Below are 25,011 nucleotides of genomic sequence, written 5' to 3'. Positions count from 1 at the left end.
CTAATTTTATGAGTTTGTTATCGGTAAAGAAACTCTGAATGTGGTTCCCTTTCCGTAAGTTGATTCAAAGGTAATTGTTCCTTTGTAATTTTCGATGATGTTTTTGATAATTCCGAGTCCAAGTCCCATTCCACTTGTTTTTGTGGTAAATTTTGGCTCGAAAATTCTGCTGATATCCTGTTTCTGAATCCCGATACCGTTGTCTTTTACAGCAATTTCAACATCGTCGTCTATACGTTTTACAGTAACTACAATCGATTTATGAAATTGACTTTCCGGGATTGCCTGTGTCGCATTTTTAACAAGATTGGTGATAACCCGTATCAATTGTGTACGATCCATCTTGGAGATAATTTCCTCCTCTTCACTTTCAAAAACGATATAATCTTCATTGAAAATATCTAAAGCAAGCTCCACAACCTCAACCACGTTTAAGGTTTCGTTTTGTTGTGCCGGCATCGAAGCAAAGTTCGAGAATGCCGATGCCACCGCTGTCATGGTATCGATTTGCTGAATTAAGGTCTCTGAATAATCATTTAGTTTTTGCTTAACATCCGGTGCAGTTGGATCAAACTTGCGTTGAAAACTCTGCACAGTCAAACGCATCGGTGTAAGCGGATTTTTGATTTCGTGGGCTACTTGTTTCGCCATTTCGCGCCATGCCTCTTCACGTTCACTTTGAGCTAATTTTATAGCACTGGTCTCCAGTTTATCGACCATTCCGTTATAAGCCTTTATTAAGAAATTGACTTCCTTACTGTTAGCTTCTAAAACGATCTTCTCGTTCTTCTGGTCTAAATTAGTTTCTTCCAGTTTATCCGAAATTGTTTTAAGTGATTTTGTAATATAAGTCGATAAAAAATAAGCCAATCCAAAAGCCACAATAAGCATGAAAGAATATACCTGACTTAAACGAATCAAAAAGGTATTCAGCTCATTGTCGTAGTACCCGTCGTCTTCTAAATAGGGAAGGTTTAGAATCCCCAACGGTTTGAACTTTTCGTCTTTAATCAAACTGTAAGACGATCTGTTTTTAACACCATCAATGGTTTTAATATCTACAAAACGTTTTTCGATAGAAGAACGCACTAATTTCAGAATGTATTCGGGAATTGGAGGAGCAACTTTATCAACGGCGAAAGACTCCTTTGAGGACTTCAATAATTTTCCGTCAAGACTGTAAATATTGATTTCGATTTTATGAATCTGAGCCAGTTCGTGAATTTTATCTTTAAAAATTAAATCCAGATTGGCAGTTTTTAAAGGATATGTTGTCGTGGAAAGCACATAATTGATGTGTTCCTTCACCGCATTCTCTTTGCGTTCCAAACGTTCCTGATGGTATTCTTTTGCTTCGTTTTTAAACTGAATAATAGAAATAGAAGCTAATAAAAACGATGCCACAACAATCAATACAATCATCGACAGGAAAATCCTGACACGCAGCGAAAGCATAGACATTTTGAAGTTGTTAAACATAGTTTTTGTTTTGTTTGTTTCAGGTTTCAAGTTTCAGGTTTCTTGACGATTGGCAACTTGAAACTTGAAACCTGAAACTAAAAAACTATTTCCTCTCTCTTATTCTTTTATAAAATCTAAATCCTAACATGATCAGAACTGAGAATAAAATAATTCCGATCACACCAAAAATCCAGTTGATGGCACTTTTTAAAACTACTAAAAAAACTACTGCAAATAGTATGATGGTAGCGCCTTCATTCCACAAACGCATAAAGTTATTGGAATATTTCACCTCATCATTCTGTAATTGTTTAAAAATCTGATGGCATTTTAAATGATAGAGATACAATAGAAATACAAAACACAATTTTACATGCATCCAGGGCATTTTAAGCCAAGCGTTACCCAAATCTGTAAAAAGCAGCATCCAAAAAGCAAAAATACTGGCCAATATAGCTGAGGGCCATGTAATAATGTACCACAAACGATAGGCCATTATTTTGTACTGTGCCTGTAAAATCTCTTTTTCGGGAGACGGTTTTTCACTGGCTTCTATTTGATATACAAATAAACGCACGATGTAAAATAATCCTGCAAACCAAGTGATTACAAATATAAGATGTAGTGATTTTAAGTAATTGTAGTACTCCATTATAAAGTCTTTTTTCTTTACTCTTTATTCTATTTTTTATTTCGCCCAATCGTTAATCCAATTTCCAACTGTCTGGCACCACTCGTCGTCGTCATTCAAACAAGGTATTGCCAAAAACTCTTCACCTCCGTTTGCTTCAAAATCTTCTTTGGCACGCATTGCGATTTCCTCTAAAGTTTCTAAACAATCCGAAACGAAAGCTGGTGTTACAACCGCCAAATTTTTGATTCCTTTTGCTGGCATCTTATCAATTTCAACATCAGTATAAGGCTCCAGCCATTTGTCTCCCGCTAAACGTGACTGAAATGTTAAGCTATACCTGTCTTCAGGAAGTCCTAATAACTTCACGACTTGCCTGGTTGTTTCATAACATTGATGACGGTAGCAAAAATCATGCGCAGGTGAAGGTGTATTGCAACAAGATCCGTCAATTTTACAGTGTGATTTCGTCACATCGGTTTTACGAATATGACGTTCCGGGATTCCATGGTACGAGAACAATAAATGATCGTAATCAAAACCAACTAAATGTTTCTGAATAGAATCAGCCAGATTCTTGATATAATCCGGTTTATTGTAAAACGCAGGAACATCTGTAAAAGTCATTTGTGGAAATTTCTTCTTACGAATTTCTTCTGCCTTAACTAAAATAGTCAAAGTCGAAGCCATCGCGTATTGCGGGTATAAAGGGAAAAGCAATACCTCTGTAACACCTTTTTCATGCAATTCCTGAAGTCCTTTTTCGATGGTCATACTTCCGTAACGCATTGCTAAAGCCACCGGTACATTTACCAAAGGCTGAACCTTTTTTTGCATTCTTTCAGAAAGCACGACCAAAGGAGAACCCTCATCCCACCATATTTTCGCATAAGCATGTGCTGATTCTTCCGGTCTTTTTCTTAAAATAATACCACGAACCAACAAAGCTCTTAATAAATATGGAACATCGATCACGTATTTATCCATTAAAAATTCGTCTAAGTATGGTTTTACATCTTTTGGTTCCGGGCTTTCCGGAGATCCTAAGTTTACTAATAATACGCCTTTCATTATGTTTTTTTTGCTTTAGGCTTTAAGCTCTAAGCTTTAAGCTTTTAATATGTTTGTTTTAAAAAATTTCGTCAAAAGTAGCGCTTGCAGCTTTTTAGAAATATGATAAATGTTACTTTTTGTTTATTGTCTAATATCAAAAATTGATTCGTTAGAAATTTTCACGCAGATTTTGCATATTCTTTCAAGTTCATTTCTGAAATTGCCCTGGCACTTTATTATCGTTCCGGTTGTTTAAAACTTAAACATTTGCATTAATCGACATCAAATACTTTTTCGGAGTTGTAGCAAACTTCTTTTTAAATGCCGCAATAAAATGACTCCCTGTGCTATAACCGATTTTCAGTCCAACTTCGTTTACGTTATACGAACCGCTATCGAGCAGTTTTCGGGCGAAATCCATTTTGTAATCAAACAGGAATCCGTACACTGTATCGCCATAAATTTGTTTGAAACCCATTTTTAGTTTCTTCAGGTTTAGACCAATCTCATCTGCCAGTTCCTGCAAACCCGGTGGTTCAGCCATATTTGCAATGATAATTTCTTTGGCTCGTCTTATTTTCAAAACATTATCTTCATCAATCAAAAACGGACATTGTTCTGCATTTGGATCTTCGGTTCGGTTAAAATACAAACTCAGTAATTCATATCCTTTTCCCTTATAATAAAGGTTTTTTATGGACGGATGCAGGTTGTAATGAAACAGCTGACTCAGCACAATAGCCATAGAGGGACTAATATTTCCTTCGTTATAATATTTTTTGTCCTTATTATCAGGACTTAAAAAAGTAATATAATCTGCTTCAGCAGAAAACAACGCGTGAAATTTTTTGATCGATACGATTACCGAAATCACCCAGGAATTTGGAGAAAGTTCTAAATTCAATGGTAATTCTTTTTGTGGATTGTACAAAAGGAGCGATTTTTCTTCTTTCAATTCCAGAGCATAAGTCCCCTGATTGAACAAAAATTTAGCGTTGCCTTTTATCCCGAAATGAAACTGTATCAGACCACTACCTACTTCATGCTGCCCCAAAAAGAGCTCTGAACTGTCGTTTTGAAAACGGATCAGCGTAAAGTCATCTTCGATTTTAATAATTTCCTGAGAACTCATAGCGATATTTTTTTGAAACAAAAATTAGCGTAAACAGAGAATGTTATTTAGAATCACTCTAAACAAACCTTTTCTAACAACTTGATTTTGCTACAAAAATACTTCTTTTTGCATAAAAACAGCTGTTTAGAAACAAAAAAACATGTAGCGATACAAAAAGTACTTTTAGCGTTATTTTTCTAAACACTATAATGATAATTTTGTTGCACTTTTATGAAAGTGAATTTATGGAAAACAATAACGTACCGAAACACCTTTATTTTTATTCAGTTGGTCTGAGTTATAAAAAAGCTGATGCTGAGGTCAGAGGTCAATTTAGTCTGGATGCAGTTGCCAAAACACATTTGTTGGAACAGGCTAAAAAAGAGGGAATAGAAAGTTTAATTGTCACTTCGACTTGCAACAGAACCGAGATCTACGGTTTTGCAGAACATCCTTTTCAATTAATAAAGTTAATTTGCGATAATAGTAACGGATCTGTTGATGCTTTTCAGAAAGTAGGATTCGTTTATAAAAATCAGGAAGCGATCAATCACATGTTTCGCGTAGGAACCGGCTTAGACAGTCAAATCTTAGGTGATTTTGAAATTATCTCTCAAATCAAAACCAGTTTTACCCATTCGAAATCAATGGGTTTAGCCAATGCTTTTTTGGAAAGACTCGTAAACGCCGTGATTCAGGCGAGTAAAAAAATCAAGAACGAAACAGAAATCAGTTCAGGAGCCACTTCGGTTTCTTTTGCTTCGGTACAATACATTCTTAAAAATGTAGAAGATATCGGAAACAAAAACATTCTGCTTTTCGGAACCGGGAAAATAGGGAGAAATACCTGCGAGAATTTAGTAAAACATACTAAAAACGAACACATCACCTTAATCAACCGTACGAAAGACAAAGCAGAGAAATTAGCCGGAAAACTGAATCTTATTGTTAAAGATTACTCCGAATTACATCTTGAGCTTCAAAAAGCTGATGTGGTCGTGGTAGCAACCGGGGCTCAAAACCCAACGGTTGACAAAGCGATCCTGAATCTTAAAAAACCTTTATTGATTCTGGATTTATCTATTCCGAAAAACGTTAATGAAAATGTTGAGGAGTTAGAAGGCGTGACCTTGATTCACATGGATTATTTATCACAGTTGACAGATGAAACGCTGGAAAACAGAAAACTGCATATTCCTGCTGCCGAAGCCATTATAGAAGAAGTTAAAGAAGAGTTTATAACCTGGACTAAAGGCCGTAAATTTGCTCCTACCATTAATGCTTTGAAAGAAAAACTAAACGCGATTAAAAACTCGGAATTAGATTTTCAAAGCAGAAAAATTGCTGATTTTAATGAGGAACAGGCTGAGATTATCAGTAACAGAATCATCCAGAAAATCACTACTCATTTTGCCAATCACTTAAAAGACGACGACACCATGGTTGATGAAAGCATCGAATGGATCGAGAAAGTCTTCAAAATAAAAGCATCTTAAGGTTTTCACCATTAAGATATCTAAGATTCATTAATCCAAGCTTTGTCAAGGGAATTAAGCAAAACTGATTTGAAACTTAACTTTCTTAAATTAATCACAACGCTTAATGAACCTTAATATCTTAATCGTTGAAATACAAAAAGTTCTATGACAAAAAAGGAGGTAACTCAATTGGCTTACGAAATTACCGGTTTTGCTATAAAAGTGCATAAAGCCTTAGGCCCGGGACTTGTTAGAAAGCATTTATGAAAAGTGCCTCAAATATGAATTAGAACAAAATGGATACGATGTTAAACAGCAGCTGAGTGTTAAAATAGAATATTATAATCTTGAGTTGGAATCTGATTTAAGAATTGATCTTCTTGTTAATGATTGTGTCGTTGTTGAACTGAAAGCAATAGAAAATCTATTACCAATTCATGAAGCACAACTTTTAACTTATATGAAATTATTGCAAAGACCTCAAGGACTATTAATTAATTTCAATACTCTAAATATAACAAAATCAATGAAACCACTTGTAAATGATTATTTTGCAAGACTAATAGATTAGCAGCTTCATTAGCTTAAAAAATCAACACAAAGCTAAATGAACCTTAATATCTTAATGGTTAAAATATAAAAATGGCAGAAAAAACAATCAGAATTGGAACCCGCGATAGCGAATTGGCACTTTGGCAAGCACACACGGTCGAGAAAAAACTAAACGATCTGGGTTATAAAACCGAAATTATTGCAGTAAAATCTACAGGTGATATTATCCTTGACAAACCGCTTTACGAACTTGGCATCACCGGAATTTTCACCAAAACGTTAGATGTTGCTATGATAAATGGTGACGTAGATATTGCCGTTCACTCGATGAAGGATGTACCTACAGCTTTACCAAAAGGTATTGTTCAGGCAGCAGTTTTAGAAAGAGCCAATGTTCTTGATATTCTGGTTCATAAAGGAAATCCTGATTTTGCCAATCCAAGTACAATCGCAACCGGAAGTTTACGTCGTCAGGCGCAATGGTTCAACAAATACCCTAATCATACTGTTGTCGATTTACGCGGAAATGTTAATACCCGTATGCAAAAATTACAGGACAACAACTGGGACGGGGCTGTTTTTGCTGCAGCAGGTTTGGAGCGTATCAACTTAAAACCGGAAAATTATATCGATCTGGACTGGATGATTCCCGCACCGGCACAAGGGGCCATGGTGGTTGTCGCTATGGAAAATGACAACTATGCCCTTGAAGCTCTTTCACAATTAAACGATATTGAAACTGAAATTTGCACCTATATCGAACGCCAGTTTTTAAGAACTCTTGAAGGGGGTTGTACGGCACCAATCGGAGCTTTGGTTCGCTATAATGAAGAAGAGGACACACTTCACTTTCAGGGTGTTTTACTTTCGGTTGATGGAAAACAAAAACTGGAAATCAACAAGACTGTTGAAATTGGAGAGTGGAAAAAACTGGGATTCTTTGCTGCTCAGGAAATTCTAAACAACGGCGGAACAGAATTGATGCAAGCCATTAAAGAATCTTTGAAAAAATAATGAGTAAATCAATTCAAATATTATCCACAAAAAAGCTTTCAACAGAGCAAAGACAAGCCTTAACAACCGCTCATCTTGAAGTTATTGAAGCCGATTTTATTCAAACCGAAAACAAACCTTTCGAAATAAAAGACCTCAACGATAATTTGATTTTTACAAGTCAGAATGCCGTTCATAGTGTTCTCTCCCATCCCAAATCGGAAGAACTGAAAAGTAAAAATGTATTTTGCGTTGGCTTAAAAACCAAGATCCTCTTATCAGAAAACGGATTCAATGTTGTCGCTTACACTGGTTATGCTGCCGATTTAGCCGAAATTATTACTTTAATATACCGCAGTGAAAGTTATACTTTTTTCAGCGGAAATCTTCGCAGAGAAACATTGCCAAAAGCTTTAAAAGATGCTGAAATAAAATTCAATGAAATTCAGGTTTATAATACTTCTTTGACCCCTCAGAAAATAAAGACTCCCGTTGATGCTATTCTGTTTTTCAGTCCATCAGGTGTACAAAGTTATCTGAAAGAAAATTCGATTAAAAAAGAAACCTGCTTTTGCATTGGTGAAACTACTGCAGAGGCTTTAGAAAAAATTACCAAAAATATCGTTATTGCAGATCAGCCAACGGTTGAAGATGTCATTGAGGATGTTTTACAAGAATATAAATAACAACAATAAACAAACCCGACAGGTTTTAAAAACCTGTCGGGTTTAAAATATAAACCTTATGTTAAAAAACGACCTATTTTTAAAAGCACTAAAAGGAGAAACCGTTCAACGCCCACCAGTTTGGATGATGCGTCAAGCCGGAAGATATTTACCGGAATTTAGAGCTTTACGTGATAAATATGATTTTTTCACCAGATGTGAAACTCCGGAACTGGCTGCCGAAATTACCGTTCAGCCAATCCGTAGAATTGCTCCTGATGCTGCTATTTTATTCTCTGATATTTTAGTGGTTCCACGTGCAATGGGTATTCATGTAGAATTGAAAGACAATTTAGGTCCAATTATTCCGGATCCTATTCGTACAATGGAGCAGGTGAATCAGGTTTTTGTTCCCGATGTAAATGAAACTTTAGGATATGTTTTTGATGCCATTAAATTAACTAAGGAAATGCTGAACGACGAAGTGCCATTAATTGGTTTTGCTGGTTCACCGTGGACAATCTTTTGTTATTCTGTTGAAGGAAAAGGCTCTAAAAGTTTTGATACTGCTAAAGGATTTTGCTTTTCAAACCCGATTGCAGCACACACTTTATTACAAAAAATTACAGATACGACGATTTTATACCTAAAAGAAAAAGTAAAAGCAGGTGTTAATGCGGTTCAGATTTTTGATTCCTGGGGAGGAATGCTTTCTCCGGTTGACTATCAGGAATTCTCCTGGAAATACATCAACCAAATTATTGATGCATTGGCAGAAGTTACTCCTGTTATTGTGTTCGGAAAAGGATGCTGGTTTGCCTTAGGCGAAATGGGTAAAAGTAAAGCTTCAGCACTTGGTGTAGACTGGACTTGCACTCCTAGAAATGCTCGTTATTTATCAGGTGGAAATATTACTTTACAAGGTAATTTTGATCCTTCAAGGTTGCTTTCTCCAATTCCAACCATCAAAAAAATGGTTCACGAAATGATCGACGAATTCGGAAAAGACAAATATATCGTAAATTTAGGTCACGGAATTTTACCAAATATCCCTGTAGATCACGCTAAAGCGTTTATTGACGCGGTTAAAGAATACGGAAACTAATTTTCAGTACGCAGTCTCAGTTTTCAGCTGCCTGCCGGCAAACTGAAAACTGAGACCGAAAACTGGGACTGATACCAAAAACTAAAAAAATGCTGAACAAAGGTTTAAGAGACGAAGAAAAAATAAGAATTGATAACGTCCTCAAGACGTTACGATCACTTGTTTTTGTTCCTTATCCTTTGAATAATACGGAAAAAGAAAATATTGAAAATCAGCTGAAAGAAATCGGGCTAGATTTTGAAACTTTATCCTCTCAAAAAAATGAAGATTTGATCACATTATTAATGAAGCTTCATTTTGATTGGGAACATTTAGAGCAATTCGGAGATATTTTAATCGAATTCTCTAAGGATGAAAATCATAATTTTACCCATAAAGCTTTGGCTGTTTATGAATATATCCAACAAGAAAGTAAGGTTTTTTCTTTCGGGATAAATACTAAAATTGCTTCGGCCAAAAACAGATCCTAATGGTTTTTACAGATTGGAAAACAAATACGATTGCCAATATTCTTCCTGAGGAATTTTACAACCTCATCGAAAAGAATAGAAACCACATTCAAAAAACATTTCCGGTCACACTTTCTTACTGTCCGGATCTCGCAAAAACAAAGCAGTTTCTTGCTTTCAACCAAGACAAAGAAAATCACAAAGAAGGATACTTTTTCTATCCAAGAGATAACAAAACCAATGCATTAATTGGCTATTTGTGCATCAAAAGCATTGACAATCGCATTTCAAAATGTGAGCTGGGTTATTTTGTTGATGAAGATTATCAGGGAAAAGGAATTACTTCAAAAATGGTTTCCGAAACCTTAGATTTTTGCTTCAATACTTTAAATATGAATAAAGTATTCATCTGTACCTCAAAAATCAACAAGGCAAGTCAGCAGATTGCTTTAAAACATCATTTTAAACAAGAAGGAATATTAAGAGAGGAATTTAAAAACAGTGACGGAACATTAGAAGATGTTGTTTACTTTGGATTACTCAAATCAGAATACAATATCCATGAAAGATAAATTTTACGCTTACATACAACAATTACAAGATCAGATTTGTGCCGGATTAGAAGCCGTTGACGGAACTGCAAAATTCCGCGAAGATCTTTGGAAACGCCCTGAAGGCGGCGGCGGAAGAACACGTGTAATCGAGAACGGAACCGTTTTCGAAAAGGGCGGTGTCAATATTTCGGCTGTTCACGGAAAACTGCCGGAAGCCATGCAGAAAATGTTTAATGTAGACGAAGCCGATTTCTTTGCCTGCGGATTAAGTCTGGTTCTTCATCCTAAAAACCCAATGGCTCCAACAGTTCATGCGAACTGGCGTTACTTTGAAATGTACGATACTTCGTCTTCGCCTAGTACAGGTCCAAGAAAAATAATTCAGCAGTGGTTTGGCGGCGGACAGGATCTTACGCCTTATTATTTGTTTGAAGAAGATGCTATTCACTTTCATCAGACCTGTAAAACGGCTTGTGACAAGCATAATCCAGAGTTTTATCCTAAGTATAAAAAGCAATGTGATGCCTATTTCTGGAATGCGCACCGAAACGAAGCCCGAGGTATTGGTGGTTTGTTCTTTGATTATTGCAAAGCAACCGAAACCATGTCAATGGAAGACTGGTACAATTTTGTAACCGAAGTAGGCAACAGTTTCCTTGAAGCTTATGTTCCAATTGTAGAAAGAAGAAAAAATCTGGAATACACAGCCGAAAACAGAAACTGGCAGGAAATCCGTCGTGGCCGTTATGTCGAATTCAATTTAGTTCATGATAAAGGCACATTGTTCGGTTTGAAAACCAACGGAAGAATTGAAAGTATTTTAATGAGTTTACCTCCACATGTACAATGGGTTTACGATCATCACGCAGAAGCCGGAAGTGTTGAGGAAAAATTGATTCAGGTGTTAGAGAATCCTGTTGACTGGATTGAATTGCAATAGAGTCTATTTATTTTTTTGTAGAAAATTTCTTTCAAAAAACAACATCCCGTCAATAGATTTTTGTAGATTTAGTCTTTAAACCCATAAGGATGATCTCTATAAAAATCTGTTAGTATGGCAAGCACCTATTCTCAATTATACATTCATATTGTTTTCACCGTTAAAGGCCGGCAAAATCTGATTTCCAAAAATTGGAAAGACGAACTCTATAAATACATGACCGGCATTATTAGTAATAAAGGTCAAAAACTAATTGCTATTAACGGAATGCCGGATCATATTCATATCCTGATCGGGTTAAAACCGGATAAGTCAATATCGGATTTAGTAAGAGATATTAAAGCAAATTCTTCAAAATTCATAAATGACAGGAAGTGGGTTAATGGAAAATTTGAATGGCAAACCGGATTTGGGGCCTTTTCATATAGCCATTCCCATTTGACAAATGTTATACGATATATTGAAAATCAAGAAGAGCATCACAAAACAAAAACATTCAAAAAGGAATATATCGGTTTTTTAAAATTGTTTAACATTGATTTTAAAAACGAATATTTATTTGATGATGTTAACGAATAATATATCATTACAAACATGCTATAGATATGCTGCTCCTTCGGAGCTCTGTAAAAAATAATAGAATTCTAAAACGAATACAATACCTCAAAAAAATTCTAAATCAATACATAGCAGAGTCCCAACAGGACGACATCTTTATAGATTTTTTTAAATGATCCATATCAGAGTCCCAACGGGACGACATATTTGTATATTTTTTTGTAGATTTAGTTTTTAAACCCCGAAGGGGTGACCTATTAAAAAATGATAATTCCCCTTTGTTAAATTCTGAACCAATATCAGATAATTGCAATTTTTAACCAATGAACTTAAAACTGATTTATATCGTATTTCTCGGAAGTTTTTTAGGGTGTTTTGCTCAAAACGATTCACTGCGGAATCCTTATTTTAAATCCTATAACGATAAAATTACCGGCAGCGTTTATTATATAGACACTTCAAATAGTTTTCAGATTGCTTCAGGCCCACAGGGTTCACAAACATTTCTTAATCTTACTCCGAATAGAAGAGAACAGATTGGTTTTAATCTGAATTATAAAATCATTGATGTTTCTGTTGGTTTCGCTCCAAAATTTCTTAGCCAAAATAAAGGCGATTCCCATTCCAAGCATTTTAATTTCAATACCCGTTTTTACTATAAAAAATGGATGCAGTCCTTTACTTTTATCAATCAGAAAGGATTTTATATCAGTGATGATAATATAATGGCGCAATTGCCCGATATGCGCACCACGAAAATTGGCGGATCTACGGCTTATGTTTTCAATCCTAAGTTTTCTTTTAAAACATTGGTAAGCCAAAACGAATGGCAGACCAAAAGCTCCGGAAGTTTTATTCCGACTTTTTCTTTTTATTATACCAATCTCAATCTAAACAATACACCGGATTCTTCAAACGCCGATATCTATGTTTTTTCGATAGCACCCTCCTATTTTTATAATTTTGTAATTAGTCAACGCGTTTTAATTGGTGCCGGAATTGCTTTAGGAGTTGGAATTAATGATATTGACGGCGATTCATCTGCGCTGTATCAAGCAGATTTTAATTTAAAACTGGCCTACAATAATGACCGTTTCTTTGCTTTTGCAAGCATTAATACAGTAAGTTTTGCCCAGGACGATAAAGTCAATCCGCGATTGAATGATAATGTTGCCACTTTAAAACTTTCTGCCGGTTACCGATTTGATCCACCCAAAAAAATAAAAGAAGTTTACGATAAAGTAAATCAGAAAATAGGTTTGTAATTTTTTAATCCAAAATCTTCATTCTAAAATCTAAAATAAAATAGTATGGCAAATGTGAATAAAGAACAATTGAACCGCATGCAAACCGGAAAAGGATTTATTGCTGCATTAGATCAAAGTGGCGGAAGTACACCAAAAGCATTAGCGCAATACGGTGTACAGGAAAACAGTTATACAACCGAAGAAGAAATGTACACCCTCGTACATGAAATGAGAACCCGAATTATTAAAAGTCCCGCCTTTAGCAGCGAATATATTCTGGGAGCTATTTTGTTCGAAAATACGATGGACCGCAAAATCGATGGGCAATGGACTGCTGATTATTTGTGGGAGCATAAAAATATCGTTCCCTTTCTAAAAGTAGACAAAGGTCTTGCTGAGCTCGAAAACGGGGTACAACTCATGAAACCCATTTCTAATCTGAACGAATTGTTAACTCGCGCTGTAGAACGCAATATTTTCGGAACCAAGATGCGATCTGTAATCAAAGAAGCCAATGTTACTGGAATTCGCGAAGTCGTTGAACAGCAATTTGCAGTAGGACTTCAAATATTTAACAAAGGCCTTGTACCAATTATTGAACCTGAGGTAGATATTTATAGCGCTGACAAAGAAAAATCAGAAGAAATTCTAAAAGCAGAAATCATCAGGCAGCTTAATTTACTGGACAAAGAAGTAAAAGTGATGCTGAAACTTTCGATTCCAACCGTAAATGATTTTTACAAAGAATTAATGTCCGATCCTCATGTGGTACGTGTAGTGGCATTGTCCGGAGGTTATGCGCAGGAAGAGGCCAACCAAAAACTGGCCCTAAATCACGGATTGATTGCCAGCTTCTCGCGAGCACTTTCGGAAGGGCTAACGTTTGGTCAGTCTGATGATGAATTTAATTCAAAACTTGAAAAATCCATTAACGGAATTTATGAGGCATCGATCCTCTAAAATCAGAATAAAAAATCCCCGAAAAAGATCAGATCTCTTTCGGGGATTTTAGTTTTATATCGAGCTTTAGATTATTTACTCAATTCTTCTGCTAAATCCAACGTTTGCAGAATGACATTTTTATCTGATTTTGAAGCGTTTAATCTCAACTCAAATTTTAATTTGTTATCGATCAGCTTTTTAGGAGACTGTACGGCAATATCACTAAACTGCTCTGACAATCGTTTCAATTTTTCTGAATCTTTCCCTTTTGCTTTGCCTGAATTCTCATAAGAAAATGATGCTCTTGTAAAATTTAACTTTCCGGAGATGTAATTTTTCTTTAACTCCTTTTTTGCTTCCTTAACAAAAAGTCCTTTTCCATCATTAAAATAATCTAAAGTATTGGCTATCAAAACCACATCTTTGTCTTTTTTGATAAAAATAGTCCCATAGTCTTCCGTTCCAAAAATTTCATAAAAATCTCCTTTTTGCTCCAGGAATTTTTTGCGAAGTCCCAATTGGATTAACTTATCACCAAAAGTAGGATGCGTCGAGGTAAATACCATAGAGAATAACGGAATGTTCTTCTTCACTTTTTCCTCTGTTATCTTCTCTTCGTAATTTTCATCATATCCATATACTTTCTTAGTCACCTCAACTTCATTTACATGATATAAAAACATACTTAAATCACCATCAAAAAGCGTTGCAGTAGCTTCTTCATCTACGATTGTCGAAATTAAATCCGTAATAACCGTCAAATCTTCCTTTACTAAATACTGACTTTGAAATAAATCTGCCACTAACGTTGGAAATTTTTCCAGTGCCGCCTTAGTATTGATATGATAAGACATATATCCTAATGGGTTTTCATCCGGAAAATAGTTGAAAATATTTTTGTTAATCTTTCTGTCCGTCATTTTCCCAACAATCTGCGCCATCGGTTCAGCATATTCAATCACTTCTTCAATACGGGCATTATCATTCTCAAAATAAAAATCCAGATTAATTCCTTTTACCATATTTGCCGCATTATTCTGCATGGGTAAAAACTTATTATAACTGGTGAATTTCGATAAAAGACCATAAGCTGAATTTAAACTGGTCATAGCCGAACTGTAATTCAGCCAGGACGAAATATCGGCTGCCCCATTTATTTTTTCAGAAACAGGTGCGGTGAATCCATTTTCGAATAGTGACTTGATAAAAAGGCTTTGCTGTTCCTTCTGCAAAAGATTAAAATCAGCCTCTGCTTTCTCGTATGCTGCATTAGACACCGCTACAGCTTCTTCTGTTTCTTTTGCAGCACTAGCCGCAGCCTCTTCAGCCGATTGCGCAGGTTCTTCTGTTGTTTCCGTTGAAGTTTCCTGATAAGGTTCATCTATCGCAATAGAATCCTGCGTTCTGTCTTCCCAGTCGTATGATTTTGGCTTGTATTTTTTAGTCAATTCAACCAACACCAGATAATTATCGTTCCAGACAAATGAAGTCTTTTGATTTTTTGGTGTAAAAACAGCGTATTTGCCATAATCCTGAATTACGGGAACCTCAACTGAATCTGTGTTTTTATTCTTTGTATGCTCTTCAATTAAGAACTGCTTCACTGCTTCTTTGTTTTTGATCGGAAGCGTCACCTGATAATACGGAATACTGTCCGTGAAGTTACCATGAACGGTTATCTTTTGATCCAATTTAAAGAGGGCTGCATATTTCTTAAGATCGAGGCTGGCTTTACCTTCTTTGTATTTACTAATTAGCGGATGATTTACTATTTGATCAACGCTTACTTTTTTCGAAAGCTGATCTCCGTTAAACTGCACAAAATAATCGTAGGGTTTTGAATTGAGCTGTCCAAAAGTCAAATGTGTGGCTAATACTAAAAATAAAATATAAAATTGCTTCATAAATCAAGGGGTTAATTGGATTGTATTGTTCATTAAGGCCGATTTTTTAAGTACGCTGTACATACTTTGTTTTAAGAAAACGGTCTTTTTGTTTTGTGAAATTCTGCTGTTCGGATTCTCTACGGCCTTAACATCTTTATCAAAAGTGTAAATCGCTGTAATACTTGCCGCTTCCAGATCTTCCTTTTTCTTTGGATCTTTTACTACTTTTTCAGGAACTGGATAAGAGGCGATCCTTTCAAAACTTTTGGCATTGCTGCTAAAATGAACTTGATTGCTCTGATTGTTTATCGTATTAACAACAGCATTGAGTGCTTTCAGATTGGCATAATTGAGTTTGATAATAAAAACATACTGATCAAAATCAGTTTTAGTGGTTATATTGGTAATACCGTCAATTTTTAAGGCTTTGACTTTAAAATCTTCCAGTTTTTTGGTGATTTCCTGTTCGTTTGGGATTTTTACACCATCAACCTCTTCCATCCACATGGCCGATTTTGTCTTAAACCATGATTTCGAAAAGTCAACCATCAGTGTGTACTCTCCACTTTGGTCGTCATGGTGTTTGATTCTTTCTGTTATTTCGAAACAGCTGGTTAGCAGTAAACAACAGCATAATGCGAGAAATTTCTTCATTAGACAAATTTATAGGTAAATATTCAAAAAAACCAGAGCCTGAAAGTTAATTCTAAATTTACATCCCCAATTGCTTTTTGAAACTTCACGAACGAAGACATAACTGCCATATTCTGCAAATTTTTAGATAATATTAACGGATTCTACCGGGGGCTAAACGCCTTATTCTGTTCCTTTTTCTTTAACTTTGTGGCACTTATTAAAAAGTAGCACAATCTTCAAAAAAACAAAAAACAATACACTTTAGAAAGTAGGATTCTCCATCATATTTCGAAGAAATCGGTTGCAATCTAAAATCTAAATCTAAAATCTAAATTTTTATGTTCCCATTACAAAGAAACCGCCGTTTAAGAACCAATGAATCCATTCGTTCTTTAGTTCGTGAAACTAGTTTAAGTCCACAGGATTTTATGCTTCCGATGTTTGTTACTGAAGGAAAAGATGTAAAAGTAGCCATACCGTCTATGCCGGGAATTTACCGTCATTCTCTGGACAATACGATTAAAGAAGTAAAAGAAGCCTGGGATTTAGGAATTAAAGCGGTGAACATCTACGTAAAAATCAGCGATCATTTAAAAGACAATAAAGGTGTCGAAGCCTGGAACAAAGACGGTTTGATGCAGCAAACCATACGTGCAATAAAAGATGCTGTTCCTGAAATGATTGTAATGCCGGATGTGGCTCTCGATCCTTATTCAATTTATGGTCATGACGGAATTATAGAAAACGGACAGCTTCTGAATGATCCTACGGTTGATGCTTTAACCCGAATGAGTTTAAGTCACGCAGAAGCGGGAGCCGATTTTGTTGCGCCAAGTGATATGATGGATGGAAGGGTTTTAGCCATTAGAAAAGCATTGGAAGAAAACGGACATCACAATGTGGGAATCATGAGTTACAGTGCCAAATATGCTTCGGCGTTTTACGGGCCATTTCGTGACGCTTTAGATTCTGCTCCTGTAGATTCTCAAAATATCCCAAAAGATAAGAAAACGTACCAGATGGATTATGCCAACCGAATTGAAGGAATTCGTGAAGCTTTATTAGATGTTGAAGAGGGTGCAGATATCGTTATGGTAAAACCGGGAATCGCTTATTTAGACATTGTTCGTGAGATAAAAAACACTGTTCAGGTACCCGTTGCTGTTTACCAGGTATCTGGTGAGTATGCTATGGTAAAGGCCGCAGCAGAAAGAGGGTGGCTAGATCACGACAAAATCATGTTAGAGCAACTTTATTGCATTAAGCGTGCGGGTGCCAATATTATCACAACTTATTTTGCCAAAGAAGCAGCAGTACTACTAAACAAATAACATGAAAAAAATACTATTCTTATCAGCCATTTTAGCGTTTGCATCCTGTAAAAAAGAAACTGCAGAAACGCCAGTTGAAACTACAACGGAAGCTTATTCAGAAGGAGAAACAGCAAAAGCCAAAACTCCGGAAGAATTTGGAAAACAAATTTTTGAAGGACAGGGAAACTGTTTCTCCTGTCATCAGCCGGACAAAAAAGTAATTGGCCCAAGTATTCAGGAAATAGCCAAAATATACAAAGACAAAAACGGAGACATTGTTACTTTCCTGAAAGGAAAAGCTGACCCTATTGTTGATCCGAGTCAGTTTGCCGTTATGAAGACTAATTTTCCGGTAACACAGGCGATGTCGGATGAAGAACTAAAAGCGATTGAAACCTATATTTACAGCCATTTAAAGTAAGATTATCGTTTCCTGCTGACATACTGTTGTCATTGCATCATTTTACCTTTACAGCTTAATAAAAAACATGTAAGATGGAACAAAAATTCAATGTGATTGGTATTTCAATAAGAACGACTAACGAAAATGGCCAATCGGGAACAGATATTCCGGCACTTTGGAATCGATTTATGTCAGAAGGAATTCTTCAAAAAATTCCCAATAAAACTAGTAATGCGATCTATTGTATCTATACGGACTATGAAAAGGATTATACACGTCCTTATACCACAATATTGGGCTGTGTAGTAGAAAATCTAACTCTTATTCCGGAAGGAATGGTTGCCAAAACGATCTCCGGAGTTCATTACCAAAAGTTTACTGCCAAAGGCAATCTGGCCGACGGCATTGTGATTAACGAATGGATGAAAATTTGGAACTCGGATTTAGATAGGCTTTATACCGAAGATTTTGAAATTTACGGAGAACAGGCTCAAAATCCTGAAGATGCAGAAGTTGATATCTATATTGCGATCTCATAAATACAAAAACAAAAACGGCGCTAAAATTAGCGCCGTTTTTTATGGTTTTTCTGTTACCAGATTTTAACTCTTTTATCAGGATCAATGTACATTTTGTCTCCTTTTTTAATATCGAAAGCCTTGTAAAAAGCATCAACATTTTGAATTGGCACTACAGCTCTGTACATTCCAGGTGAATGCGGATCTGTTTTAACCTGGCTTTTTATAGCCTCGTCTCTCGATTTCGTTCTCCATACCGTAGCCCATGAAATAAAGAAACGCTGCTCTGGCGTAAATCCGTCAATTAATCCAGGGTTTCCATTGGCTTTCAAATACAATTGCAATCCATCGTAAGCTGCATTTATTCCACCTAAATCACCAATATTTTCACCTAAAGTAAATTTACCGTCTACGTGAATTCCTGGTAAAGGCTCTAAAGCGCTGTATTGTGCTGCAAGAGCTCCTCCAAGAGCTGTAAATTGTTTTAAATCTTCCGGTGTCCACCAGTCTACAAGATTACCATCAGCATTGTAACGTGCTCCTGAATCATCAAACCCGTGAGAAATCTCGTGTCCGATTACTGCTCCTATTCCACCGTAATTCACGGCTTCGTCTGCCTGATAATTGTAAAAAGGCGGTTGAAGGATCGCTGCCGGGAAAACAATCTCGTTGTAAGATGGGTTGAAATAAGCATTTACCGTTTGCGGAGACATTCCCCACTCTGTTTTATCAACCGGTTTTCCTAATTTAGCCAGGTTCTCAGCATAAGCCCATTTTGAGATACTTCTCATATTGTCAAAATACGTTCCGCCTTCCCCTACATTTTTAAGCTCTAAAGCTGAATAGTCTTTCCATTTATCAGGATATCCGATTTTAATAGTTAGTTTTTTCAATTTCTCAATGGCTTTTACTTTGGTCTGTTGTGACATCCAAGGCAATGCATTAATTCTGTTTTCGTAAGCTAACATTACATTAGCAATCATTTTCTTTGCTTTGTCTTTTGCTTCAGCAGGGAATAATTTCTCTACATACAATTTTCCTAAGGCTTCACCGGTTGCAGTATTAATTACCTGTAACGCCATTTCTTCACGAGGACGTTGTTTTAAAGCACCTGTCAACGTTTTTCCGTAGAAATCAAAATTAGCATTTTCGATATCTGTAGTCAAAGTCGAAGCAGTTCTGTTTAATAAAGACCATTTTAAGTATTCTTTCCATGCCTCTACTTTCTTTTCAGAAAATGTCTTTTCCAAAGCGATCATATAACGCGGTTGCGCCACATTTACACTATCCAATTTTGCCATTCCAATTCCGGTAAAATATTTTTCCCATTGAATAGAAGGCGTGTTCTTTTTTAAATCAGCAATTGCTGTTGGATTGTATTGTTTTCTACGGTCTCTGCGCTCTACACGGTCTAATCTTGGAGCAGACAATTCGATTTCTAAAGCCAGAATTTGCTTGGCACTTTCTTTTGCTTTTACAGGAGATTCGCCAATAAACTGTAACATTCTGGCAACGTGTACTTCATACTTCTCACGTTTTTCTTTTGAATCTTTATCATCAGCGTTGTAATAATCTTTGTCTGATAATCCTAAACCACCCGGACCTAAGTTAACTGTATTTTTGTTACTGTTTTTTGCATCTGGTCCCACAAAAACACCAAAGAAACCAATACCGCCTTGTGGCTGCATTTCGATAAAGAAGTTTTGAAGATCTGTTACATTTTTAATGGCGTCGATCTTTTTTAAGAAAGGCTGAAGCGGTGTAACTCCTCTTTTATTACGTCCAACAGTATCTAAAATCGTATTGAATAAAGCAATCGCTTTACCCTGATCTGTATTGGATTTGTACTTAGGATCTTTTGATGCTTCTTTTAAGATAGCAAGTGCATCATTATCCGTTTTCTGACGTAGTTCATTGAAACTTCCCCAGGAATTTCTATCACCAGGAATTTCAGTTTTGTCTAACCAGGTCCCGTTCACATATTTAAAGAAGTCTTCTTTCGGACTTACCTTGGTATCCATATTAGACAGATTGATACCGGGCTCTTTTGGTTTTGCACTTTGTGCGTTTACTGCGGTAATGGTAACCATTGCAGAAACAACACAAAACATTGGTTTTCGTAATTGTTTGATCATTTTTCTTTGTAGTTTTTAGTATATACACAAACATATTCTAATTATTCCAAACGTCATGTTAAATTTTTCACATAAAATTGACTCAGGGAACGCCTTCAGACCACGGCCTGCTTCTATACCGATGATTAGTTAGATGGTTTACACTCCTTTATTTTTGTAGTACACTCTTAAAATTAAAGATCTCCCAAATCTGTGTGAGAAAAAAATAGAGGAAGAACTTTACAGAAATCAAAAACGACGCTGGTTTAGCGTCGTTTTCTATGGTTTTTTTATTACCAGATTTTTACTCTTTTATCAGGATTAACATACATTTTGTCTCCCTTTTTAATTCCGAAAGCATCGTAAAAAGCATCTACATTCTGAACCGGAACAACAGCTCTGTACATTCCAGGTGAATGCGGATCTGTTTTTACCTGATTCTTAAGGGCTTCGTCTCTCGTTTTGGTTCTCCACACAGTTGCCCATGAGATAAAGAAACGCTGCTCCGGAGTGAATCCGTCAATCAATCCCGGATTACCATGTGCTTTTAAATACAACTGCAAACCATCGTAAGCAGCATTAATACCTCCTAAATCACCAATATTTTCGCCTAACGTAAATTTACCATCAACGTGAATGCCCGGTAAAGGCTCTAAAGCGCTGTATTGATCAGCCAAAGCAGTACCAAGTGCCGTAAATTGTTTTAAATCTTCCGGTGTCCACCAGTCTACCAGGTTTCCTTCGGCATTGTAACGTGCCCCTGAATCATCAAAACCATGAGAGATTTCGTGACCAATAACCGCTCCGATACCACCGTAATTCACTGCTTCGTCTGCCTGATAATTGTAGAAAGGAGGCTGCAAGATTGCTGCCGGGAATACAATCTCGTTGTACGACGGATTGAAATAAGCATTTACAGTCTGTGGCGACATTCCCCACTCGGTTTTATCAACCGGTTTGTATAATTTGTCGATTCCTTTTTTGAAATTCCACTTAGACAGATTTACCATATTTTCGAAATAACTTCCTCCCTCTGCTACATCTTTAATTTCAAGGGCCGAATAGTCTTTCCATTTATCCGGATACCCCACTTTTACAGTAAGCTTGTCCAGTTTTTCAATCGCTTTTATCTTTGTAGCCGCAGACATCCAGCTCAAATTATTGATACGGGTTTTGTATGCCTGAATTACGTTATGAATCATGTCTACCGCTTTTGCTTTTGCTTCAGCAGGGAACACTTTCTCTACATATAACTTACCTAATGCTTCACCAACACTTGAGTTTACCACCTGCAATGCTTTTTCTTCACGTGGCAATTGTTTGATTGCACCTCTTAAAGTCTTGCTGTAAAAATCGAAATTAGCCGTCTCCAAATCTGTTGACAGTTCACTTGCATAAGAGTTCAGCAAATCCCATTTCAGGTATTCTTTCCACAGTGCTACTTTATTCTCTGTAAAAACAGTTTGTAAAGCTTTCATGTATTTAGGTTCTGTCACTACTATACTCTGCAATTTTGCCAAACCAAGACTTGAGAGATAAGCATCCCAGTTAATGGCAGGCGTTAATTTTTGAAGTTCAGCAACGGTCATTGGATTGTATTGCAAACGACTGTCTCTGCTTTCTACACGATTCAATCTCGGTTTTGACAATTGTGTTTCTAAGGCTAAAATTCCGGCAGCACTTTGCTTTGCTTTTTCCGGAGATTCACCAGCAAACTGCATCATTCTGGCCAAATGAAGTACGTATTTTGAACGCTTTTCTTTAGAATCTTTATCCTCAGAGATATAATAATCCTGATCCGGCAATCCTAATCTGTTTGGATAAAGCATTACGGAGTTTTTAGAGCTGTTTTTCTCATCGGCACCAATATAAATTCCGAAAAATACACTATTACCTTCCTGTCCGATTTCAGTCAGGTATTTTTGAAGATCAGCGATGTTTTTAATCGCATCAATTTTTTTAAAGTAAGGCTGCAGCGGTTTTATACCTGCTTTGTTTCTCCCAACTGTATCTAAAATCGTTGAAAACAAGTTTACTGCTTTACCCTGATCGGTATCTGATTTGTACTTTGGATTTTTAGAAGCTTCTTTCAGAATAGACATTGCGTCTTTATCTGTTTTTTTGATCAATTCATTAAAACTTCCCCAAGTGGTACGATCACTTGGAATTTCAGTTTTACTCAGCCAGGTTCCGTTTACATATTGAAAAAAGTCCTGACCGGCACTGATTTTAGGATTCATGTACGAAACATTAATACCTGGTTCTTTGGAAGTTGCATTCTGAGCATTGACTGCTGTAAATGAAACTGCTGAAAAAAGGGCGCAGAACAAAGGTCTGCTAAATTGTCTTTTCATTTATATTTAAATTTTGGTGGTTGTACAAACGTATTCCTAATATCCGGAACGTAATGTTAAATTTTTTAAAATAATTGCAAAAACTCCATTATTATAACATCAAAATAGATCTTTTGAAATATTTTCATGTTTTATCATCGGTTTTTAACTCTATATTAGAATACTTTTTCGAATATTTGTTACACCGAATTTAAATAAATGTGAAAGCAAAAATTCAGAATGCCGTTTCAGGAAAAATTGAAGCTATCGGATTACCGATTTTGGCTTTATGCTGGGTAAGTTTTTTTTGGGGAACCACCTGGCTGGCCTCTAAAGAAGGAGTAAAACACATGCCTGCTTTACAACTGGCCACCATTCGTCAGTTTTTAGGCGGAATTTTATATGTCGGATATTTTCTTCTGAAAAAACAGCCCTGGCCAAAAGGCAAACAGTGGCGTACGATCCTAATTTTGTCCTTTTTGAATTTTGTATGCAGCAACGGCTTAAGTACCTGGGGTGTAAAATACATGAGCAGCGGACTTGGAGCGATCATTAGTGCTTTATTTCCGATCTGGATTATTATCATCAACTTCTTTAACGGTCAGAAAATTGCCAAAATGGCTTTGATAGGCATCCTGATCAGTTTTGGTGGGGTTTGTGTTATTTTTATGGACTATATCTCTGATTTTCTCCGACCTGATTTTCAATTCGGAATTATACTGATGACGGCTTCTACCATAACCTGGGCATTCGGAATACTTGAAACAAAGAAGAAAGCATCGAGTTTTAACCCCTATTTCAGTTTAGGATTGCAAATGCTGATTTCCAGTGTTTTTCTTTTTGGAATTACGGAAGCTGCGGGAGTTAATATTCCCCTAAGCGAAATTCCACTGCCTTCTTTGTGGTCTATTGTCTATCTGGTTCTTATTGGGTCAGTTTTAACTTTCATCGCATTTATCTATTCGCTGCAGCATCTTCCAACGGAAATCAGCAGTATTTATGTGTACATCAATCCAATTGTTGCGATGATTTTAGGCTCGTTCATCTTTGGAGAAACCCTTACGCAGGCGATCGCGATTGGTACCATCGTAACCTTAACGGGACTGTATTTGGTAAACAAGACTATTCGGAAAACCAAAAAATAAAAAATTTGCTTATTGCTGTCAATCTGCTTTAGCCCTTACAGGGCATTGGGTATTATCATCATTATCATTCATAGCGCGTTGCGTCATGCTCATGCTTTTGGGCTTTCAGCCCTATTTCATTCCCTATAACCTGTTAAAAACTAAGCGCTCTTAGGATTTTGAGAAGTGCTTTTCGTATTTTTGCCTCCAAATTGCTTTTATGAAATCTTTTTTATACAAATACCGTAAATTCTTTATTGTTCTTATTGTATTTTCAACCGTTACAATATCTTTATTTTACTCGGCTTTAAAACCGCAAAAAACTTTACCTATTTACAATCCTGCCGATGTAAATCCGGAACTGGTAGACAGCACGGTTCAATATAAAAGCAAATACCATACAATTGCCGATTTTTCGTTTGTGAATCAAAACGGAGATACTATTAATCAGAAGAATTACGAAGGAAAAATATATGTGGCCGACTTTTTCTTCACCACCTGCGGTTCAATCTGCCCAAAAATGACGACCAATCTGGAGGATGTTCAGAAAGCAGTTTTAAACAATCCGAAAGTGATGTTGCTTTCTCATACCGTATTTCCTGAGGTTGACAGCATTCCTGTACTAAAAGCCTACGCCATAAAACATGGTGTGGTCGACAGCAAATGGAATCTGGTTACGGGCGATAAAAAAGAAATTTATACAATGGCACGAAAATCATACCTGGCTGTAAAACTCGGACGTCCTGATCAGCTTTACGATATGGTGCATACTGAGAATTTTGTTTTGGTGGATCAAAAAAGACGTGTTCGTGGTTTTTATGACGGAACAAATAAGGAAGAAATTAAACGTCTTTTAGAAGACATTAATTTTCTGTGCCAGGAGTAATCCCTCAAAAGAACAATCGCGAAATTCATTAAAATCGGTCTAAAATCCCTTATTTT

At 36.3% G+C, this 25,011-nt stretch carries 23 protein-coding genes and 1 pseudogene; 16 read left to right on the top strand and 8 right to left on the bottom strand.

What is annotated here, in order from left to right:
• Positions 1 to 6: 6 nt before the first annotated feature.
• The 4 genes from BHE19_RS05665 to BHE19_RS05650 form a co-directional block, all read right to left on the bottom strand.
• Complete coding sequence (locus BHE19_RS05665; protein WP_017495829.1) at positions 7 to 1,422, bottom strand: ATP-binding protein; 1,416 nt, start codon at positions 1,420 to 1,422, stop codon at positions 7 to 9.
• Between the two features lie 142 nt (positions 1,423 to 1,564).
• The gene (locus tag BHE19_RS05660) at positions 1,565 to 2,113 is read right to left on the bottom strand and encodes a CopD family protein (RefSeq protein WP_070906285.1); all 549 of its coding nucleotides are present in this window, start codon (positions 2,111 to 2,113) and stop codon (positions 1,565 to 1,567) included.
• A gap of 36 nt (positions 2,114 to 2,149) precedes the next feature.
• Entirely contained in the window at positions 2,150 to 3,163 is a 1,014-nt protein-coding gene (hemH, locus tag BHE19_RS05655) for a ferrochelatase (RefSeq protein ID WP_070906284.1), read from the bottom strand.
• A 241-nt stretch (positions 3,164 to 3,404) separates the two neighbouring features.
• On the bottom strand, positions 3,405 to 4,277 hold the full coding sequence (locus BHE19_RS05650; RefSeq protein WP_017495824.1) for an AraC family transcriptional regulator: 873 nt from the start codon (positions 4,275 to 4,277) through the stop codon (positions 3,405 to 3,407).
• 227 nt (positions 4,278 to 4,504) lie between these two features.
• On the opposite strand from BHE19_RS05650, the gene hemA reads away from it, so the two are divergent.
• The 11 genes and pseudogenes from hemA (at position 4,505) to BHE19_RS05595 (ending at position 13,760) form a co-directional block, all read left to right on the top strand.
• A complete protein-coding gene (gene hemA / locus BHE19_RS05645; protein ID WP_017495823.1) occupies positions 4,505 to 5,755 on the top strand; it encodes a glutamyl-tRNA reductase in 1,251 nt (416 codons plus the stop codon).
• A 147-nt stretch (positions 5,756 to 5,902) separates the two neighbouring features.
• A pseudogene (locus BHE19_RS05640) lies at positions 5,903 to 6,308 on the top strand (GxxExxY protein).
• A 71-nt stretch (positions 6,309 to 6,379) separates the two neighbouring features.
• Positions 6,380 to 7,303, top strand: coding sequence for a hydroxymethylbilane synthase (gene hemC / locus BHE19_RS05635; protein WP_070906283.1), 924 nt, complete (start codon positions 6,380 to 6,382; stop codon positions 7,301 to 7,303).
• Positions 7,303 to 7,968, top strand: coding sequence for a uroporphyrinogen-III synthase (locus tag BHE19_RS05630; protein ID WP_070906282.1), 666 nt, complete (start codon positions 7,303 to 7,305; stop codon positions 7,966 to 7,968). Before hemC ends, BHE19_RS05630 begins: the two co-directional genes overlap by 1 nt.
• A gap of 58 nt (positions 7,969 to 8,026) precedes the next feature.
• Positions 8,027 to 9,052 (top strand): uroporphyrinogen decarboxylase, encoded by a 1,026-nt coding sequence (hemE, locus tag BHE19_RS05625; RefSeq protein ID WP_070906281.1) that lies wholly within the window; start codon positions 8,027 to 8,029, stop codon positions 9,050 to 9,052.
• Positions 9,053 to 9,141: 89 nt separating this feature from the next.
• The gene (locus BHE19_RS05620) at positions 9,142 to 9,522 is read left to right on the top strand and encodes a hypothetical protein (protein ID WP_070906280.1); all 381 of its coding nucleotides are present in this window, start codon (positions 9,142 to 9,144) and stop codon (positions 9,520 to 9,522) included.
• Positions 9,522 to 10,073: a GNAT family N-acetyltransferase gene (locus tag BHE19_RS05615; protein ID WP_070906279.1), complete on the top strand. Its 552-nt coding sequence runs from the start codon at positions 9,522 to 9,524 to the stop codon at positions 10,071 to 10,073. The genes BHE19_RS05620 and BHE19_RS05615 overlap by 1 nt, the downstream gene beginning before the upstream one ends.
• Positions 10,063 to 10,995, top strand: coding sequence for an oxygen-dependent coproporphyrinogen oxidase (gene hemF, locus BHE19_RS05610; protein ID WP_070906278.1), 933 nt, complete (start codon positions 10,063 to 10,065; stop codon positions 10,993 to 10,995). The genes BHE19_RS05615 and hemF overlap by 11 nt, the downstream gene beginning before the upstream one ends.
• 114 nt (positions 10,996 to 11,109) lie before the next feature.
• Positions 11,110 to 11,574, top strand: a complete 465-nt coding sequence (tnpA, locus tag BHE19_RS05605; protein ID WP_070906277.1) for an IS200/IS605 family transposase — start codon at positions 11,110 to 11,112, stop codon at positions 11,572 to 11,574.
• Between the two features lie 302 nt (positions 11,575 to 11,876).
• A complete protein-coding gene (locus tag BHE19_RS05600) occupies positions 11,877 to 12,818 on the top strand; it encodes a DUF4421 family protein (protein ID WP_070906276.1) in 942 nt (313 codons plus the stop codon).
• Positions 12,819 to 12,872: 54 nt separating this feature from the next.
• Positions 12,873 to 13,760, top strand: coding sequence for a fructose bisphosphate aldolase (locus BHE19_RS05595; RefSeq protein ID WP_070906581.1), 888 nt, complete (start codon positions 12,873 to 12,875; stop codon positions 13,758 to 13,760).
• 71 nt (positions 13,761 to 13,831) lie between these two features.
• Here BHE19_RS05595 and BHE19_RS05590 read toward each other — a convergent pair whose 3' ends face one another.
• Together BHE19_RS05590 and BHE19_RS05585 are read right to left on the bottom strand one after the other, a co-directional pair.
• Positions 13,832 to 15,646: a hypothetical protein gene (locus BHE19_RS05590; RefSeq protein WP_070906275.1), complete on the bottom strand. Its 1,815-nt coding sequence runs from the start codon at positions 15,644 to 15,646 to the stop codon at positions 13,832 to 13,834.
• 3 nt (positions 15,647 to 15,649) lie between these two features.
• The gene (locus BHE19_RS05585) at positions 15,650 to 16,282 is read right to left on the bottom strand and encodes a hypothetical protein (RefSeq protein ID WP_070906274.1); all 633 of its coding nucleotides are present in this window, start codon (positions 16,280 to 16,282) and stop codon (positions 15,650 to 15,652) included.
• A 320-nt stretch (positions 16,283 to 16,602) separates the two neighbouring features.
• Between BHE19_RS05585 and hemB the strand changes: the two genes are divergently transcribed.
• The 3 genes from hemB to BHE19_RS05570 all read left to right on the top strand — a co-directional run bounded on the left by hemB (position 16,603) and on the right by BHE19_RS05570 (position 18,519).
• Positions 16,603 to 17,595 carry a porphobilinogen synthase gene (gene hemB, locus BHE19_RS05580; RefSeq protein ID WP_070906273.1) on the top strand — a complete coding sequence of 331 codons (993 nt, stop codon included), beginning with the start codon at positions 16,603 to 16,605 and terminating at the stop codon, positions 17,593 to 17,595.
• A 1-nt stretch (position 17,596) separates the two neighbouring features.
• On the top strand, positions 17,597 to 17,998 hold the full coding sequence (locus tag BHE19_RS05575; protein WP_070906272.1) for a c-type cytochrome: 402 nt from the start codon (positions 17,597 to 17,599) through the stop codon (positions 17,996 to 17,998).
• A gap of 74 nt (positions 17,999 to 18,072) precedes the next feature.
• Positions 18,073 to 18,519, top strand: coding sequence for a GyrI-like domain-containing protein (locus BHE19_RS05570; RefSeq protein ID WP_070906271.1), 447 nt, complete (start codon positions 18,073 to 18,075; stop codon positions 18,517 to 18,519).
• 53 nt (positions 18,520 to 18,572) lie between these two features.
• Here BHE19_RS05570 and BHE19_RS05565 read toward each other — a convergent pair whose 3' ends face one another.
• Entirely contained in the window at positions 18,573 to 20,633 is a 2,061-nt protein-coding gene (locus BHE19_RS05565) for a M13 family metallopeptidase (protein ID WP_070906270.1), read from the bottom strand.
• A 272-nt stretch (positions 20,634 to 20,905) separates the two neighbouring features.
• Positions 20,906 to 22,966, bottom strand: coding sequence for a M13 family metallopeptidase (locus BHE19_RS05560; protein WP_070906269.1), 2,061 nt, complete (start codon positions 22,964 to 22,966; stop codon positions 20,906 to 20,908).
• A gap of 200 nt (positions 22,967 to 23,166) precedes the next feature.
• On the opposite strand from BHE19_RS05560, the gene BHE19_RS05555 reads away from it, so the two are divergent.
• Both BHE19_RS05555 and BHE19_RS05550 read left to right on the top strand, forming a co-directional pair.
• Complete coding sequence (locus BHE19_RS05555) at positions 23,167 to 24,090, top strand: DMT family transporter (RefSeq protein WP_070906268.1); 924 nt, start codon at positions 23,167 to 23,169, stop codon at positions 24,088 to 24,090.
• A gap of 199 nt (positions 24,091 to 24,289) precedes the next feature.
• Positions 24,290 to 24,955, top strand: a complete 666-nt coding sequence (locus BHE19_RS05550) for an SCO family protein (RefSeq protein ID WP_070906267.1) — start codon at positions 24,290 to 24,292, stop codon at positions 24,953 to 24,955.
• Positions 24,956 to 25,011: the final 56 nt, after the last annotated feature.

Source organism: Flavobacterium tructae (genome assembly GCF_001853485.1).
Classification (GTDB): domain Bacteria; phylum Bacteroidota; class Bacteroidia; order Flavobacteriales; family Flavobacteriaceae; genus Flavobacterium; species Flavobacterium tructae.
Note: the sequence above shows the minus strand (reverse complement) of the source record. Positions and strands in the feature narration are given on the sequence as shown.

Bases quoted from the DNA above. Each gene is read 5' to 3' on its own strand.
- BHE19_RS05665 (WP_017495829.1), bottom strand. From the start codon at position 1,422: ATGATTGTATTGATTGTTGTGGCATCGTTTTTATTAGCTTCTATTTCT.
- BHE19_RS05660 (WP_070906285.1), bottom strand. From the start codon at position 2,113: ATGGAGTACTACAATTACTTAAAATCACTACATCTTATATTTGTAATC.
- hemH (WP_070906284.1), bottom strand. From the start codon at position 3,163: ATGAAAGGCGTATTATTAGTAAACTTAGGATCTCCGGAAAGCCCGGAA.
- BHE19_RS05650 (WP_017495824.1), bottom strand. From the start codon at position 4,277: ATGAGTTCTCAGGAAATTATTAAAATCGAAGATGACTTTACGCTGATC.
- hemA (WP_017495823.1), top strand. From the start codon at position 4,505: ATGGAAAACAATAACGTACCGAAACACCTTTATTTTTATTCAGTTGGT.
- hemC (WP_070906283.1), top strand. From the start codon at position 6,380: ATGGCAGAAAAAACAATCAGAATTGGAACCCGCGATAGCGAATTGGCA.
- BHE19_RS05630 (WP_070906282.1), top strand. From the start codon at position 7,303: ATGAGTAAATCAATTCAAATATTATCCACAAAAAAGCTTTCAACAGAG.
- hemE (WP_070906281.1), top strand. From the start codon at position 8,027: ATGTTAAAAAACGACCTATTTTTAAAAGCACTAAAAGGAGAAACCGTT.
- BHE19_RS05620 (WP_070906280.1), top strand. From the start codon at position 9,142: ATGCTGAACAAAGGTTTAAGAGACGAAGAAAAAATAAGAATTGATAAC.
- BHE19_RS05615 (WP_070906279.1), top strand. From the start codon at position 9,522: ATGGTTTTTACAGATTGGAAAACAAATACGATTGCCAATATTCTTCCT.
- hemF (WP_070906278.1), top strand. From the start codon at position 10,063: ATGAAAGATAAATTTTACGCTTACATACAACAATTACAAGATCAGATT.
- tnpA (WP_070906277.1), top strand. From the start codon at position 11,110: ATGGCAAGCACCTATTCTCAATTATACATTCATATTGTTTTCACCGTT.
- BHE19_RS05600 (WP_070906276.1), top strand. From the start codon at position 11,877: ATGAACTTAAAACTGATTTATATCGTATTTCTCGGAAGTTTTTTAGGG.
- BHE19_RS05590 (WP_070906275.1), bottom strand. From the start codon at position 15,646: ATGAAGCAATTTTATATTTTATTTTTAGTATTAGCCACACATTTGACT.
- BHE19_RS05585 (WP_070906274.1), bottom strand. From the start codon at position 16,282: ATGAAGAAATTTCTCGCATTATGCTGTTGTTTACTGCTAACCAGCTGT.
- hemB (WP_070906273.1), top strand. From the start codon at position 16,603: ATGTTCCCATTACAAAGAAACCGCCGTTTAAGAACCAATGAATCCATT.
- BHE19_RS05575 (WP_070906272.1), top strand. From the start codon at position 17,597: ATGAAAAAAATACTATTCTTATCAGCCATTTTAGCGTTTGCATCCTGT.
- BHE19_RS05570 (WP_070906271.1), top strand. From the start codon at position 18,073: ATGGAACAAAAATTCAATGTGATTGGTATTTCAATAAGAACGACTAAC.
- BHE19_RS05565 (WP_070906270.1), bottom strand. From the start codon at position 20,633: ATGATCAAACAATTACGAAAACCAATGTTTTGTGTTGTTTCTGCAATG.
- BHE19_RS05560 (WP_070906269.1), bottom strand. From the start codon at position 22,966: ATGAAAAGACAATTTAGCAGACCTTTGTTCTGCGCCCTTTTTTCAGCA.
- BHE19_RS05550 (WP_070906267.1), top strand. From the start codon at position 24,290: ATGAAATCTTTTTTATACAAATACCGTAAATTCTTTATTGTTCTTATT.